Origin of the sequence: Endozoicomonas sp. ALD040, assembly GCF_049275945.1 — a bacterium.
Taxonomy (GTDB): Bacteria; Pseudomonadota; Gammaproteobacteria; order Pseudomonadales; family Endozoicomonadaceae; genus Endozoicomonas_A.
On the sequence record NZ_CP184829.1, the window covers coordinates 4,341,181 to 4,357,116 of the forward strand.

The 15,936-nt window shown below is 45.8% G+C and carries 11 protein-coding genes; 5 read left to right on the plus strand and 6 right to left on the minus strand.

The genetic code is table 11. The features are described 5' to 3' along the window. Positions 1 to 9 precede the first annotated feature (9 nt). The 5 genes from ACOJUN_RS16045 to ACOJUN_RS16065 are packed head-to-tail and all read right to left on the minus strand — an operon-like array spanning position 10 to position 6,118. Positions 10 to 3,318: a pilus assembly protein gene (locus ACOJUN_RS16045; protein ID WP_422132942.1), complete on the minus strand. Its 3,309-nt coding sequence runs from the start codon at positions 3,316 to 3,318 to the stop codon at positions 10 to 12. A 28-nt stretch (positions 3,319 to 3,346) separates the two neighbouring features. After that, positions 3,347 to 3,907: a hypothetical protein gene (locus tag ACOJUN_RS16050; RefSeq protein ID WP_422132943.1), complete on the minus strand. Its 561-nt coding sequence runs from the start codon at positions 3,905 to 3,907 to the stop codon at positions 3,347 to 3,349. Positions 3,908 to 3,914: 7 nt separating this feature from the next. Then, the gene (locus tag ACOJUN_RS16055; RefSeq protein ID WP_422132944.1) at positions 3,915 to 4,871 is read right to left on the minus strand and encodes a PilW family protein; all 957 of its coding nucleotides are present in this window, start codon (positions 4,869 to 4,871) and stop codon (positions 3,915 to 3,917) included. 12 nt (positions 4,872 to 4,883) lie between these two features. Next, the gene (gene pilV, locus ACOJUN_RS16060) at positions 4,884 to 5,465 is read right to left on the minus strand and encodes a type IV pilus modification protein PilV (RefSeq protein WP_422132945.1); all 582 of its coding nucleotides are present in this window, start codon (positions 5,463 to 5,465) and stop codon (positions 4,884 to 4,886) included. Continuing rightward, positions 5,465 to 6,118, minus strand: coding sequence for a GspH/FimT family pseudopilin (locus tag ACOJUN_RS16065; RefSeq protein ID WP_422132946.1), 654 nt, complete (start codon positions 6,116 to 6,118; stop codon positions 5,465 to 5,467). The genes pilV (ACOJUN_RS16060) and ACOJUN_RS16065 overlap by 1 nt, the downstream gene beginning before the upstream one ends. A gap of 143 nt (positions 6,119 to 6,261) precedes the next feature. Between ACOJUN_RS16065 and ACOJUN_RS16070 the strand changes: the two genes are divergently transcribed. The 5 genes from ACOJUN_RS16070 to ACOJUN_RS16090 are packed head-to-tail and all read left to right on the plus strand — an operon-like array spanning position 6,262 to position 13,754. Next, positions 6,262 to 6,801, plus strand: coding sequence for a GspH/FimT family pseudopilin (locus ACOJUN_RS16070; RefSeq protein WP_422132947.1), 540 nt, complete (start codon positions 6,262 to 6,264; stop codon positions 6,799 to 6,801). A gap of 28 nt (positions 6,802 to 6,829) precedes the next feature. Beyond that, positions 6,830 to 7,339, plus strand: coding sequence for a type IV pilus modification protein PilV (gene pilV / locus ACOJUN_RS16075; protein ID WP_422132948.1), 510 nt, complete (start codon positions 6,830 to 6,832; stop codon positions 7,337 to 7,339). Continuing rightward, positions 7,336 to 8,391, plus strand: a complete 1,056-nt coding sequence (locus tag ACOJUN_RS16080) for a PilW family protein (RefSeq protein ID WP_422132949.1) — start codon at positions 7,336 to 7,338, stop codon at positions 8,389 to 8,391. Before pilV (ACOJUN_RS16075) ends, ACOJUN_RS16080 begins: the two co-directional genes overlap by 4 nt. 10 nt (positions 8,392 to 8,401) lie before the next feature. Further along, the gene (locus ACOJUN_RS16085) at positions 8,402 to 8,962 is read left to right on the plus strand and encodes a pilus assembly PilX family protein (RefSeq protein ID WP_422132950.1); all 561 of its coding nucleotides are present in this window, start codon (positions 8,402 to 8,404) and stop codon (positions 8,960 to 8,962) included. A gap of 22 nt (positions 8,963 to 8,984) precedes the next feature. Next, complete coding sequence (locus tag ACOJUN_RS16090; protein ID WP_422132951.1) at positions 8,985 to 13,754, plus strand: pilus assembly protein; 4,770 nt, start codon at positions 8,985 to 8,987, stop codon at positions 13,752 to 13,754. A gap of 47 nt (positions 13,755 to 13,801) precedes the next feature. Here the strand turns inward: ACOJUN_RS16090 and ACOJUN_RS16095 are convergent, their stop codons facing one another. Then, complete coding sequence (locus ACOJUN_RS16095; protein WP_422132952.1) at positions 13,802 to 15,856, minus strand: hypothetical protein; 2,055 nt, start codon at positions 15,854 to 15,856, stop codon at positions 13,802 to 13,804. Positions 15,857 to 15,936 lie beyond the last annotated feature (80 nt).

Genomic DNA, 15,936 nt, shown 5'->3' on the forward strand with positions numbered 1-15,936 from the left:
AGTGCTTCTTTACTGCTGCTCTACCCAACCGTAACGGTATAATCCTATTTCGCTTGGGATACCATTATATCCGGTATTTAAGTCAACAAGATTTTTTCCGGCACCCGGTGAAAAGATAGTGGCATCACCGGGTGTGCCGATGACGGATAAGGCTGTTTTTCTGACCCAGCTATCATCTTCTTGTCGGATTGCACTGGCAGTGTGTAAATTTAGAACATAAAAATAACTACTCCCTACACCAGGAGTACAAATATTAGCCCCGGGATTGCTGGATGGTGAGTAGGTACTGAAAAGAAGCTGCCCTCCATACACTTGTCCCGTCGTTGTTGTTTTCTCTCCAGTAGATTCAAGCTGAATATACCAACCATAGGAGCCTGCCAGTTGACTCAGAGCCTCCTGCTGCTCAATAGCTGTGCCTGTCTGAATGGTATTGGCTGTGGCGTTATACAAATCGGAGTGCCTTATTGTTGCTGGAGGCGTGGTGCATCCATTGCAGTCTCCGGATTTGTAGTAACGATAAAACAGGTTTTTATCTCTGAGAACATAGTAGTGATCAAGATTTGTTTCTGTAAGTGGGTTGGCACGGTTACCAGTTCCAAGAACAACAGCATCATAGGCTTCGCCTCTGTGGACAGTTCTAACTATCTCAGGCTGATACATAAACCTCTTGTCATCAGTTGAATCGGGTGAAGGCTTGTTGCTTGGGGCATCAGCTCCCAGCTCTGCAAATTTAAAGATTGACCAGATCGCCAGTTCATCACCCTCATCGTTGTAGTCTTTCCCGATATCAATTCGGAAAACATTCCCTCCTGAATCAGGTACATAAACCCTGTCAACCAGACCATCACCATTGCTGTCGAGGACTGCGGGTGGGGAAGGTACACTCCATTTTAAATCACTGTATTCAAAACGGGTTGCGTCGTTGTCATTGGTATCATCTGTATCGGGAGCAGTGAACGACTTTATAAGGCTGCCGGTTGCAGCATCAACAAAGTAAATGCCACGTCCTCTGGTTGAGTAATAGCGTTCGTATCTGGTCTCACCATTTAAGTCGGTGATTTCCTCACCTGTGCGATCATCATCTTTACCATTAATTCCGTCACCGTCATATCCTGCACCAAAAGCTAATGCGTATTTATAATATACGGTTTTTGTCGTTGAACTGCCGGAAACTGTTTCTTCCACGAATCGGTGGCCGGGTAAGATAACAGGTACTGGAGGTGCCCAGCTTTGGCCCATTTCTTCAAAGCCAGGTGTTGAATTATCAATTCTCCACAAGAGTATTGGAGGGGCTTCCGGGTCAGTCACATCAATAGCATAGTAACTTGTACCTCCACGCCTCATGCCAAAGAACAGGATCATTCGGTCTTTGTCAGCTTTCTTGATGCTACCGTCGTTGTTTACATCAAGACGCAATAAACTTATCTGACCATCCAGTCCGTAAGGGTGAGGTACATCATCAAGATTTTCATAGATTGACGGAACGATAGGAGCACTTTCTTTGGCAAAGAATGACCAATTTTCTCTGACAGTATTTCCTTGATCTTCTATAAAGTGGAGCTGACCAAAGTTGGTACCAAACACTATTCGTATATCAGGATTGGTTTGTGTATAGGCATTGGTTCTCGCTCCATAGTTCAATGTTACAGGTCTGGAGTGGAGAATATCTCCTAATACCCACCCTCTGTTAGATCCACTGGCATCACTTCCACCCTTTAGCCAGCTTATCAGATTTTGCGCGCTATAGGTCTTGCCTGAAGCAATGTTAAAACTTGAAGCGGGAATGTTATCAAGAGAGCTAATTTGCTCGGAGCCATCGGAGGTAACAATATTTGTATAGAATGAGCCCCGGCTGGTGAGCAGTTGTTCACCCAGACCACCACTTTCCACCTGATCACCATCATTGATTGTTCCCCAGTAGGTAGAAGCGCCATCATCAATTTGACTGGAACCCTCTTTCAAAGCCTGATCACATCCACGATCAACGACAGTGCCCACGTCATAGTCATCGCCATTTCCACATTCGGGAGTTTCTGTCTGGGACTTGAAAACTTTCAGTTTTTTGATGTTACCCGTCCAACGGGACGATTCTGAAGGCAGGAACATCGAATAATAAGCATTATCAAGGGTTTCTGTTCTATTAAAGCTGTTAACAGCGACAGCGGGTGAAACAAATGTACTACTTCGTTTCAAAATTTCTTTGATTGCACCTTGAAAAGCCGAGGCTATATCATCAACGGCTATACAGCCAGATTCTGAGTCTGTATTACTTCCAACGGTAGTGTAACAAACACCATTGCCCTCTCTGGCAGTGTCATAGAGTAAGCTTTGGTCTGTAGCAAAACCAATAGTATAAGTGTAAGCTTTCTGACTACCTGTAGATGAGTTTCCGTCTAAGCCTGATTCCCCTGGATTGGCGAGATACTTTGCAAGTTTAGGTAAACAGTTCTCACTCATTTCGTCTAGATAATCTTTATATTTATCACAGGTTGCAATCCGATCTGTACCATTGATTCTCAAATTTTTTATAGCATTGTTTCTGGAGCCGTCTTGGGAGGGTTCACCATCAGTCATGTAGATAACATACAAATTTTGGCAGCTTCTAACAGGAGAAATATAATCGCCATTAGACTCTACTGAGGTATCACCTTTTGAAGAGTTTTGGCCAAAATAAATAGACCCTTCAGTAAGGTATCTATAAACCTCATAAAAAGTATCGCAAAGGGGCGTCCAAGTTTCTGCTTGGATATTACCTACTAAGTTGATCAGACTCTGTGTTTCATTTGCGTTTCGTTGTCTCACGCCATTAAATATATATCCTCCATAATGACCAATTGGGCTTTTGCTTGAGTTAAAAATCGACAATCCAAAGTCAATATCTTTAGTATTATCACTGATAAGAGTCTGAATCGCATCTTTCGCAAGATCTAGTCGCCTGCTGAACCAGTTCAGGTAATTGCCATTACAACGGAATTGATTGTTTTCCAATGTTTCGCAATTCTGCTCACTTGAATCAATTGGAACTATCTTATGACGAAGTTTGACGTCATATAACCTGTCACGATAAGGATAAGAGCTAAGCCTGCGATAAGTTACGTTATTGTCATATTGCAGAGTCAGTGAGCCTGCTGATTCATTCATACTTCCTGAATTATCAAAAATGACAAGCACTTGAGGGCGTTCATTATTATTTATGTTACCGCCAATAAATATATCAGTGTCATCAGCACCAGCAGTGAAACTCAGCAGTAAAGGACTCAGGATTGAGAGTTTTCTCACTACAGAATATATGTACTTCTTGGTTTTAAAGAGGATCATGCGTCTAATACTTTTATTTTAATTTGACCTAGTTTGACTGAAAGTTATCACCTATGGTGACAGTACGACCTTCATCAAGGCCAAATGTTGAGCCGCTTTGGTCGCCCAGTAATCCCTTATAGCTATTCATTGCAATCGAAGTTCGAATTCCGGACTGCTCTCTTTCAGCTTCCAAGCGATAATACTCAACGGAATAATTACCAACACCGCTGGCATCTTCTTTTCTTGGAGTGTTTGCTGTTGTTGTTAGATAATTAGCAGAGGTATCAGAAGCAGTATTGCAACGATGATTCTGGATTTCAGCGCTGGTTGAGCCCGCAGGCGCTTCCGTTGGATTATAAGTATTTTTGGGGCTTTCTCCGGGACACTGATTTGGCGTTAATTGATCCATACCGAGAGCATTGACTTCATTCAATTCCCCTTGAGCTTGATTAAATGTCAGCGTTTTAAGTTCCGCATTAGCCAACTTCCTCGGTGACAGGTTCGAATAGTTTACAGAGGTGACAGCCACTGCAGTCAGCATAAGCAGGAATAATAGTGAGGTAAGCAGAATCATACCTTTTTGCGACAATGAATAACTTCTATGCATGGGTAAATTACCTGTATGCCTGATTGTATAGGTAGACAGTGGTACTGGCTAAGATACGGTGACGGTTGTCATTAGGTGCTGCAACAGTGATATCCCCCATCAAATAAGAACGTGTATCTTGATAGCCCGGATCATTGTCACTCGTGGTAAGAATATAAATGGTGGCTGAGATAACACTATTCCATTGATCTGCAGTCCAATTTTGTGTATTGGTGGGTACACCAACATACCGATTTACCTGACCATCCTCGTTATCGTCAATACCTAAAACTACCCTCATGCTTTCTACATTGTTTGCAACAGTATCTGTGACAAGGCTATCGTTGATGAGCCTTGTCAACTGAAGATTGTTGTTAAAAAGATAAAAAAGACTGAACTGATATTCCCTGATTATTTCGTCTTCCGGAGTCGCAGGTGGATTAGTTCCTCTGAAGAGTTGGCCTTGTTGAGTATTGGAAAAAATATAATTGGTGTTTGCCTGAAGCTGGTTGACGCCATTGGCAGGATCGAACTCCAGTGCCGGGCCTACTGCACCTTTGAATAAAATCCAGTCAGACGGAGAGCCGGCATTTACGGTGTAATTCCCAACTTGGCCAACTGCACATCCAAGAATATCGGCAGAGGAACGACCCGCAAGAAAAGGGGTCAGCGAGTTATAAACAGCACCGAGGTTATCACAGTCACTATTTGCGGGGTTTATAGAAAGGCCGTTGGTATCCAGACTTCCTATTCCAAGACCGTTGCCGTATCCAGCTGATCTCAGGTGTTTTGATATTACCGTAAGAGCCGTTCTACTGTTGTCATTAAGATCAACTCTCTGATTACTGTCTCTTTGTATTGTGAATGTATTGATATACAAAATACCAACACCTGCTAAAAGAAAAAGAGATAGCGTCATGGCTACCATGATTTCTATCAGGGATAAGCCAGATTGGTTATGGAGCGAATTTAGTTGGCTTCTCATGAGCACTATCCCTTAGCTTATAGTTGTATCAACAACCATCAATCTGCGTAAATCATTGGCATTGCCGCCGTTATAATTTGGGCTATTTGTGCCACAGGTCTGCGCAGCATTACTATCCGTTCTCTGAAACTTGCCTCTCCAGGCAATCACAAGAGTGACATCATCATCGTTGTTGACTGTTATACAGGCTGTGGGAGAAATAAGACCACCTGCGTCGTTATTGTTCAGTTGTATAGAACTACCGAAAAGATAGGCGCTCCACTCCCAGAGATCATAGGCTGCAAGTTGAGCGGGGGTGCAGTTGGAATTGTTCTGATTACAGAGTGTTCCCGGCTGATTTAAGGCGGCAACTATATTACCCTGGTAGTTAGCAAGTCCTTGGGGGTTGGCAGTCATTCTGGCCAGAAGGTCGTTTGTGAGTTGAAGGGCTATTGATCTTTGCTGTACTTCCTGAACATTCTTCTGGGATTCACTGACCAGACCGGCAACACCAAGAAGACCCACAGAGATAATGATTAATGCCACTAAGGTTTCAATCATAGTGAAACCTTTTTTCTGATGCTTGCTGTTGCCTCTTCCCTGATAAGTTGTCATCACTTTGGGCCCTCACTAACAGTAATTGCGCCGCCCGCTGATATATTTATGTTTACTTCGTTGTCTGAGTCATTGTGGTTGACGACAATGGCTGTGTTATTAATCGTTAAGCCTCTTGAGTCAAAGGTGTAGCTTGCTGAGTTGTTAGTAATATTTGTAGAGCCAACGAGAGCGGGTAGTTCCTGGATAGCAACGCCATTTGCAGAAACACTTGCTCCTCCAAGCCAACTATTGGTTGGTGTAACAACGACAGAAATTCCCCGGCTAATGGCTTCGGAACGCGCAAAATTGAGAATACTGGCAATATCCTGACCATGGGAGCGAACTCGATTATTAGCAATGGACGATTGCATGGATGGAAATGCAACAGTCGCCAATATGGCCACAATGGCTAATGTAATCATCAGCTCCACCAGTGTGAAGCCATTCGTCTTGGTTTTGGGCTGAACATCCATGAAAAAGCATTTCTTCTTGTATTTATTTTTCTTCTTTTCGAAAGCCGCAGGCAGTGTACCGATCCCTGCATGGCCGAGTTGAACACAATGTTTTTGCAGTTGGCAGTAGATACCGATAAGCGGTATTTCATCTGGATGAGCTGTTATAAGTACCTGCCACTTTGCCCCCTGCCGAAATCTTTTATCCCTGAAAACCAAGCGGTTTTTGCCATTGGTCGGTTGAAGCGATCTTGCTATCCGAGTTTCTTACAGTGCTTCTACGGTTTGAGATCAGAGACAACTAAAGTGCAGTTAAACGATGAGAAACCTTCTTCCCAAAGTATCGAAACAGAGAACTGATTATGGTGTTCGGATCGGGCCAAAAATGGAAAAGCGGGGCAGGGATGACGCTTCCTGAAATGCTGGTCACACTGTCTGTTTTTGCGATTCTTATCACTGTTGCAGCTCCCTCAATGAAAGATGTACTGGCAGATCGTCGTGTTGCTGCTAATACCCAGACACTGTTCGGCAGTATGTTGCTGGCCCGAAGTGAGGCGATTAAACGACGAAGTCCTGTTTCGATTTGCAAGTCCAGTAATGGGTCTGGGTGTGATAACTCACTGATGAACTGGAGCTCAGGGTGGCTGGTGTTTGCAGATGAAGATGCTGATGGTGCTCTCGACTCGGAAGATCAGTTAATCAGAGTCTTTGGAGATACGGATAATCTGATTTCCATGCAGTGGAATAATGGCAACACGCTGGGTTTTAACCCTCATGGACAAGCCCGGCTGGCAGGCACATTTACTCTGTGCGAAGCCAATTCGAGTGGCTTTGAAGTCAGGCAGATAGTTCTGAGTCTCACCGGGAGAGCAAGGGTGTCAGAGTCGGGAACCTGCAACTGAATAGACTGTGAAATCTACTGAGGTGCGTATGAAAGGAAGTACACGCAACCTGATCAACCAGCTGTATCAGAAGGGTATTGGCCTGATCGAGGTCATGGTGGCTCTGCTGGTGATCTCCGTCGGTGTGTTGGGCATGGCTGGCCTGCAAACCAAAAGCCTCCAGCATAACCAGTTGGCTTATCTCCGCTCCCAGGCTGTCATTGTTGTCAACGATATGATGGATCGTATTCGTGCGAATAAAACAGTCGCAGCTACGGGCAGTGATTACATCACTTTGGAAACAGAGCATGTTGCCGCTGCCTGTACGACTCAGGAATTTATTAATAGCTGTGAATCTGCAACCTGCAGTGAGTCACAGTTAGCAACCTATGATGTGCAGCAATGGAAATTCCAGCTGGCCTGTCAGCTACCCGATGCTACAGGCTCTATTGCCATAGAAGATACTTCCTCAGGCCGTGTCTATGTCATCACTCTGAAATTCAATGATTCCCATAGTGCCCAGGCAGCACGTGAAGTGGTGTTGAGGAGTGCACTATGAATAGAGAGGGGGTGAAGCAGGCAGGGTTATCACTGGTAGAGATGATGGTCGCCCTGCTGTTGGGGTTGATTCTTATCGCGGGTATTGGGCACCTTTTTTTGAGTGCCAATCGCACTTACATGTTACAGGATGAACTCTCCCGCATTCAGGAAAATGCGCGCTTTGCCATTGATTTGATCGCGCGGGATATTCGTATGGCTGGCTCTACAGGTTGCCCTCCCTCTTCGGATCTTGCCAATGCTTTATTTACCAGCACGGATGACCGCATCTGGATGGCACACTTTGATAAGGGCATTCTGGGTGTTCCCCAGGCCAATAATTCCAGAGTCGACAGCAATGCTATTTCAGAGAGTGTTGTCATTCACAAGGTTGATCAGGAAAGCGCGTTGAGTGTCATCAGCCACAATACCGGAACGGCCAGAATGACGCTGTCGGCTCCTCATAGTTTTAATTCAGGAGATCTTCTGGTTGCGGTTCGCTCTGACTGTCAGGGGGTCTCCGTTTTTCGTGCCGGAGCCAATACCAGTGGCTCAATGGTCTCTCACGAATCAGCTTCCAGTGGCAACTTGTATAACTGCACCAGCCAATTGGGTGGAAGCTATAACTGTCTGACATCCGCTGCGGACGCCAAAGCTGAGAGTCATACCGGTTCACAGGTTTTTCCTCTGTCTTCTGTCGTTTACTACCTCCGGGACAGTAACGGTGTCCCGAATCTCTATCGCAGGTTTGCCGGAGAAACTTCCTCTGGAGCGATTAATTCAGCTGAAGCGCTTCTTGAAGGTGTAGAAGGTTTAAGTCTGCTTTATGGCTATGACAGCGATGACGATGGCATTGCCAATCAATATCGAACCGCTTCAGAGATAGGGTTGTTCAGTCTTGATTGGCAAAATGTCACCAGTGTGCGTATGGAGATGCTGTTTAGAAGTTTTCAGGAGGTGACGGACACCCCTCAGTCCTATTTTTTTGCCGGAAACCGCATAACACCCTCGGATAATTTTTTACGTCGATCTTTTGTGATCACTATGGAGTTGCGGAATCGAATTCCGCAGTGAGGATCGCTCAATGAAAAGCACAATGAAGTCTCAACAGGGAAGCGTTTTAATGGTCAGTCTGGTGCTGCTATTGATTCTCACAGTAGCCGGTATTACTTCGATCAGGATGACCAGTCTGGAAGAGAAAATGACCGGTAACTTTCGAAATGAACAATTAGCCTTTCACTCTGCCGAAGTGGCAGTGCTCGAAGCTGAAAATTACATTGCCAATACCGTTTTTTCCCTTTCCAGTTTTAATTCAGGCTGCAGCAATGGGCTTTGTTTCAGTGGCGCTGAAATTACCGATGCAGGAACCTGTGAAAATGGCAGTGACAGGCCCTGGGAGGATGAGTCTGTCTGGTCTTCCTCTTCAAAACATCGAACGACGGTCATTAATCTGGAAGGTATATCTGCTCAGGCTAAATACATCGTTGAGTTCCGGTGCTATCTACCCAAGGAAAGTGATGGCCCTGTCCCCGACCCGGGCAGTTTTACTGACTGGGCGCAGTTTTATCGGATTACCGTATTGGCAACGGGTGGTTCTACAGATGCCCGGGTCATGCTGCAGACTACTTATAAAAAAAATGACTAGCTATAGCTCAAGGAGTGCAGTCATGAAGATGAAGCAAATGCTGATAAACAGCCTGTCTGTTTTGTCAGTCTGGTCCACTCTGGTATCAGCAGATCCCTCATCGAATCTCTATTCATCGGTGCCACCTCTGTTAAGTCGAAGCTCGGAACCTCTGGTTATGTTGGTGATGTCGGTTGATCACGAGCTGTTTAAAAAAGCCTACCCGGATTACTCGGATCTGGATGGTGATGGTCAGTTGGATGTGACCTATAAAGACGACTTCGAATACCTGGGGTACTTCGACAGTCAGTGGTGCTATTCGTACAGTTCGTCGAATGGGCGATTTTCACCGGTTGCACTGGCAACCGGTACCCATAGTCACTTCTGTGATACAGCAAGTGCACCATGGAGTGGTAATTTTCTGAATTGGGCGACCATGAGTCGAATGGATGTTCTGAGAAGGGTGCTCTTTGGGGGTAAACGTTCTTCTGATAGTTCATCATTGACCGTTCTGGAAAGAGCCTATTTGCCCAGAGATATTCATGCTTTTGTCAAAGTATACAATGGCAGTGATCTTGCCAGTCTGACTCCTTACAGTGGTTCTGTGAGTTTTTGTAATCTGGCGACCAGTGAACTTGGTGAACCAAAGGTTCGTATTGCCAGTGGTCAATGGCCACGCTGGGCTTCTACTGAAGTGATTCAGTGCCAGTGGGGTGCGTCTAACAGTCCTTCCAGCAGCTATGAGTTAGCAGAAAAAACGGTTCGGGTTGAATCCTGTGTAGCAGGTAAAGATGCATCAACGTCGGTTCGTTGCAGAGAGTATTCTAATGGCAACGCCAAACCGGTGGGATTGCTGCAACGCTATGGTGAAGATGGCAGTCTCCGGTTTGGCTTGATCAGCGGCAGTTACGACAAGAATATTTCTGGTGGCTTGCTGCGAAGAAATATCTCCAAAATTGGTGGTAACTCGTCGTCTTCTGATGATGAGGTCAATGTATCTACCGGTATTTTTAACGGCTCTGTCAATGGCATCATACAGCACATCAACAGCTTCAGAATTGCCAGGTACAGCTACAGTCAGAATAAATATACCGACTGCAGCACTTATGGCATTTCCATTGATACCTTTAAATCAGGGCGTTCAACTTATTCAAATCGTCATTGCAGCAACTGGGGGAATCCACTGGCTGAAATGTATCTGGAGGCTCTAAGATACTTTGCCGGTCAGTCATCACCCAGCAGTGCTTTTGATACCAGTGTTGATGATCAATTTGTGTCAGGACTGTCGACCGAGTCCTGGATTGCCCCCGTCACTTCAGCCAACGCCTGTGCCAACTGTTCAATTATCCTGTTGTCCAGCGGACTGAACTCTTTTGATTCCGACGAACTCTCCAGTAGTGCCGATTTGCCTGGCTTGTCGGGTACTGCCAGTGTGAATAGCAAAACCGATGAAGTAGGTGAGCTTGAATATAACAATAACTTTGCTGGTAACTATCTGGTTGGAGGTACAGGTAGCACGCGACAGTGTACAGCTAAGTATCTTAATGGGTTGTCAGAAGCCAAAGGCCTGTGTCCTGAGTTGCCTCAGCTGGAGGGGAGTTATCAGGCGTCCGGATTGGCGTTCTATGGCAACCAGACCGATTTGAACACTACTCTTGATGGTGTGCAGAAAGTCAAAACCTATGCCGTTCAATTGGCAGAGAGTATGCCTAGCTTTACCCTGAATGCGGGTGGTAAGCCTGTCACTTTCCAACCGGTTTGTCATACCAGCTCCAACTTTGGTTCCGGAACGAATTTCTCTGGCAGTGGTAGTGACTGCACACTCACTGATGTAGTGGTAGAGAATACAGTACTGAACTCTGATGGTGAGGTCGTGGAAGGCAGCTTGCTGTTTACCTGGGAGGACTCTCTCTGGGGTAATGATTTTGATTATGACGCTTCCTCACGCATTAAGTTTTGTGTTGGAGCCCAGTGCTCAGCCACTTCAGATTCAACCCTGCGTGTGGGTAGTTTTGGCAGTGACCAGGTGCGAATGGCTGTCCAAGTAGATGGTGTTTATGCCGGATTGAACCTGAGGTTCAGTTACACAATGACTGGTACTTACGACGATGGATTACAAAACGATTTTGTCTACAAAGGGCAGACGGATTATGAAGTGAATAACTTTACGGCCAGCGGCAACTCAGCAGGTCTACTTGAAAAACCGCTCTGGTTTGCGGCCAAGTACGGTGGCTTTGTTGATCTTGATGGCGATGGTACGCCCAGGTATGACGAAAATGGCGATGGGATTTCAGATGACGACCGGGAGTGGGATAGCCGGAATAATACTACAGGCTCAATAGGCGCAGATGGTTTACCTGACAATTATTATTTCGCTCGTAACCCCAGCCAGTTAGAAGCTCAGCTGGGGCAAGTGTTGCAGGATATCGTCAGCAGGGTGTCCTCCGCCACCAACGCGGCACTTTTTTCGAACAGTCAGACTGGCGCAGGTGTTCTCTATCAGGCGCTGTTTCAACCCGTTATGGAGTACAACGGTAAGACCATTTCCTGGGGTGGTATGCTTCACGCGCTCTTTGTCGACAGTAAGGGTTTACTTCGCGAAGACAGCAATGGTAATGACAAGCTTGATGATTATACGGTCGATAAAGTCGTGAAGTTGATTTTTGACCCCAACTCCAACCAGACGCTGCTTCAGAGATATTCCACTTCAGATTCAGGGGTAACACTGACGCCCGACGGCGCTCTTAAGTCCCTGAATCAGCTGGATGCAATCTGGGATGCCAGAGATCAATTATCCAGTCTCTCCAACGTCACCAGTCAGCGTACCTTCAGTTCCCTCGCTTCAGGTGGCCGCCATATTCTGACCTGGCTGGATGAAGATAATGATGGTGTTGTTGATATCGGTGAAACTCTGCCACTGACGCCTGATACATTCAGCACAAGCGAGGGTTATCTGGGGGTTTCAGCTTCTGAGGTTGCCAATGTCATCAACTATGTTCGCGGTGAGGAGATCTCCGGAACCCGTCCTAGAACCATTGACTACGATGAAGACGGAGACGATGATGTCTGGCGACTGGGTGATATTATTCATTCAACACCACAGCTGGTGTCTTCTCCGGAAAGTCGGTTTGATGCCCTCTATTCCGATACCACCTATACCTCCTTCTACAACCAATACAAAAACCGTCGGCACATGCTTTACGTAGGGGCTAATGACGGCATGATCCACGCTTTTAACGGTGGCTTCTGGGATGACAGTCAATACGGCTATAACACAACGGGGGATAACAGCGAAGTCAGCCATCCACTGGGTTCTGAACTTTGGGCTTATACGCCCATGAATCTGTTGCCTCATCTGCAGTGGTTGAGAGAGCCGGACTATCCCCATGTTTACTACATGGATGCAGAGCCTGTAACTTTCGATGCCAACATTTTTGACAGTAATGACAGTGATTATCCCGGCGGCTGGGGAACCGTGCTGGTGATGGGTATGCGTCTTGGTGGCGGTGATTACGAGGTGACTTTGGGTGGGAATAACAAAACACTTCGCTCTGCCTATGTAGTGCTGGATATCACTAATCCAGAGGAGCCCCCTAAACTGCTGGCGGAAATAACCCATCCGGAACTGGGCTTTACCACTTCTCGCCCTGCTCTGGTAAAACGTCGTGTGGCTGCCAAAGACAGCCAGGGTGAAGATGATTGGAGTCAAACACCTACGACGAATGAATGGTATCTGGTTTTTGCATCAGGACCCATCGGTACAGGGGAGTCTGGCATACGAACGGCACTGGATGACGGGTCGAGTAATCAGAATCTGAAACTCTTTGTCTATGATCTGAAAAGTAAAGCTTTTGTGTCGGGCATGGCGCCGATGGATTCAGGGGTTTCTCAGGCATACGGAGGTAATATTACAGCTGTGGATTGGGATCGGGATTATAAAGACGATGCCGTTTATCTCGGAGCAGTTGCAACAGGTGCTTCGACTTTGGATGGCAAACTTATGAGATTGCGTCTGCAAAACACTATGGCCGACTCAACACTGGCAACACTTCTTGATACCGGGAAGCCGATTTCAGCCGCCCCTGTTGTGGCCTCAGACAAGCGTCATCATTGGCTTTATGTAGGGAGTGGAAGACTACTGACGTATGATGACAATCGCACAACACAAGCACAGTCCTTCTATGGTTTCAGGGAACCACAGGATAGCAGCGGTGCTTTAACCTACAATGCGGTGTCTTTATCAGATCTGGTCAATACGACGGACGTTCAGGTCTACACCAATGGTAACATCAATAAAAAAACCAGCAGCGGCAATGTGGCTTATACAGTGGACTCCTCAACCGTCAGTAGCTTTACTGCGCTTCAGTCAGTGATTGCGGCCAAGAGTGGCTGGATGATTGATTTAGAGGGTGATGGTGTTATTCCCGCCGGGCGGTCAATCACCTCGGCTTCCCGATTGTTTTCTCTGATTCTGTTCACTGAATACAAGCCATCAGCAGACAGTTGCCGTGTGGATGGTTCCAGTACTCTGGTCGGCTTGCATTACCAGACGGGGACAGCATCACCCGATCCCGTTCTGGGTGAGCAGGATCAGGGCGATCAAACCAGCGCTGATCTTTCCATAAAAAGAGTCAATCTGGGGCTGGGCTATGCGTCGTCTCCCGTTATCCATCAGGGGGCTGGTGGCAGTCGATCTGCGGTAACCCAGGGCGCCGGGGGCAGTATCAGTAGTCACGAACTGAATTACCGTTTCCAGACTTCTGGCAGAATGTCATGGCGACAGATCTTGAGCATTCCCTGGGGAAGCGAATGATTCCATGGATCTCTGGTCTTGCCTTTCTTTTCAATTGGATAAAGCCATTATTCTGCATCCATAAAGACCAGATAACGTCGTGAATCCAGACCTATTTTTTCGAGATAGGCAAGACTGCAGCTCCGCACTTCTTCAGGGGAATAATCTTTGGATGCCTTGATGTCAGCAGGAACGGGTTCCAGAGGTATATTGTCACGCCGACACTGGTGGATATATTGAAACCAGGCCTGCAAGAATTCATTGACCAGTTGTACCTCTTCAGCTGTTTTCGGACAGCGGAAAAAACGGAATTCCATTGTTGGAAGCGCATTGATGGCAGCTGTTCCGTTGATATGTAATAACGAGATCGCCATGTACTTTTCTGCAGCGCCTGCGAGTGCATCATTTTCTTCACATGGCATACACCTCCATTTCCCGGTCATATGCTGAAAGTCGGTCATCTGAACAAATCGACTGTAAAAACCAGTAAACTGTTTCAGGTTTTCCATTTTTTCTTCATCGGTTGCTCCTTGCAAATTGCTGCTGCAATAATCCCCATCCATTAGTCTCGTATTGTAATGGGCAATCATTTGATTCATCCTGACTATCGCGATATCCTTCAGCTTCTCAAAATCATTGAATGTTTTATGCCATTGCGCCTCGCTATCTGAGACAATCCGTTTTTCATTACCGAAAAATCTGAGTAAATAGGGGTTGTTTTGTAATTCACATTCGATTGCCATGATAATTGCGGGATCACCGCCCGTTGCACTCAACACATCAACATGTTTGTGCCCGGAGCTATAACTGATAACCCTATTGTTGCGCATGAAGTTAATCGCACTAATCACCTTTTTAAAGCAGTCATGGGCTTGTTTATCATCTAAGTGGTATGGCTTGCAGTTTATCTCAAGACACTCAACTGTATCCACAAACGAGGTAATCTCAAAATCACTGTTCAGGGTATACCGCCTCTTGTATGGTTCAATCCAACCAAGGAACTTAAAGCCCTGCTCTTCAAGGTGCTCTCCAAGAGGATACAGGGCTTTACGCCTCGCTTCACTTTTTGAGCCCGATAAAGTGTTAATATAGTATTCGAACTCTTCTCCAAATTTAAGGCATGGACTCATCAATGGGTACTCGCTGCTCCCCACGAATTCAGACTTTTTGGCAAACAGGTTGTCAATAACATGTATATAGCGTCGTTCAAATATTTCTTTCATTATCGATTTGTTGAATGTTTCGCGCAGGTCATCATCGATGCGTAAAACACACGACAACAAATTATTATTGAGACTGTCAGCAGAAGCTTTGGCAATCTCAATAAAATGGGATTCATGTTTGTAAATAAAACCAAATATAGCGATTAGCTCGGAAAACTTGCCGTAATGCGACAGGATAGTTTCAAAAAATTCAAACAGTTCCCTGCGAAGAGCCCAGGGTATACTATCGCAATTCTTCCAGACTGGGATATAACCGGTTTCCGCAAGATAATCAATCAGCATTTCAGAGAGATCATAATTAAGACCTTCATGTTTAAAATAGTTCTCGTTAGATTTTACTCCTTCTGAATGCTCTTGAAATATTTTCTTCAGGACATCACAGATCTCAGTAACCCGTCTGGCTTCGATTGTCTGGTCTGGCAAATATCGATTTTGTTCTCTTGCAAAAAAACCACGGTCTTCCTGGAGGCCCTCCTTGTATAATATAAAACCGATAAAAATATTGAGTGCCTCATCGGTTTTATCATCCTCCTTCGTTTCTTCAATCTGGTTTTCCGGTTCTTTAACGTCAGACTTTTCGATGGTTATTTTTTGATAATGCAATGTTTTGATAAGGTTCTGCAGCGTTTCCCGAAGATGTACAGCTGTGGACAGTGGCGTCAGGTAAATATCATGACCTGAAGCGGATACTGGGCCAGGCCCGTCAAAGAGGGCAAGGTTAGAAACCTTGCGCTGTACAACAGGTTGCTCTGAACCCGTGTAGTGATGTTCGCGATTAGCTGGTAAATAAACCTCTGCCGCGTTGTTGCTGCCAGGCAGTCTGGCAACGCTGTCCTGTAGCGAGTAGGGCTCATTTCCGATGGAGGGGCCATTGAAGGCTCCAGACTGCGATATATTCATATACTTAATCCCTGAAGTATTGTGTTCCTTGAGTATATTTTGACCTTTAAATCCAAAAAAAGTTCAAAGAAAGACAATAA

What these genes read in the sequence shown, in the direction of transcription:
- pilV (WP_422132945.1), bottom strand. Translation starts at nt 5,465, where the DNA reads ATGACAACTTATCAGGGAAGAGGCAACAGCAAGCATCAGAAAAAAGGT.
- ACOJUN_RS16050 (WP_422132943.1), bottom strand. Translation starts at nt 3,907, where the DNA reads ATGCATAGAAGTTATTCATTGTCGCAAAAAGGTATGATTCTGCTTACC.
- ACOJUN_RS16090 (WP_422132951.1), top strand. Translation starts at nt 8,985, where the DNA reads ATGAAGATGAAGCAAATGCTGATAAACAGCCTGTCTGTTTTGTCAGTC.
- ACOJUN_RS16085 (WP_422132950.1), top strand. Translation starts at nt 8,402, where the DNA reads ATGAAAAGCACAATGAAGTCTCAACAGGGAAGCGTTTTAATGGTCAGT.
- ACOJUN_RS16045 (WP_422132942.1), bottom strand. Translation starts at nt 3,318, where the DNA reads ATGATCCTCTTTAAAACCAAGAAGTACATATATTCTGTAGTGAGAAAA.
- ACOJUN_RS16095 (WP_422132952.1), bottom strand. Translation starts at nt 15,856, where the DNA reads ATGAATATATCGCAGTCTGGAGCCTTCAATGGCCCCTCCATCGGAAAT.
- pilV (WP_422132948.1), top strand. Translation starts at nt 6,830, where the DNA reads ATGAAAGGAAGTACACGCAACCTGATCAACCAGCTGTATCAGAAGGGT.
- ACOJUN_RS16080 (WP_422132949.1), top strand. Translation starts at nt 7,336, where the DNA reads ATGAATAGAGAGGGGGTGAAGCAGGCAGGGTTATCACTGGTAGAGATG.
- ACOJUN_RS16055 (WP_422132944.1), bottom strand. Translation starts at nt 4,871, where the DNA reads ATGAGAAGCCAACTAAATTCGCTCCATAACCAATCTGGCTTATCCCTG.
- ACOJUN_RS16070 (WP_422132947.1), top strand. Translation starts at nt 6,262, where the DNA reads ATGGTGTTCGGATCGGGCCAAAAATGGAAAAGCGGGGCAGGGATGACG.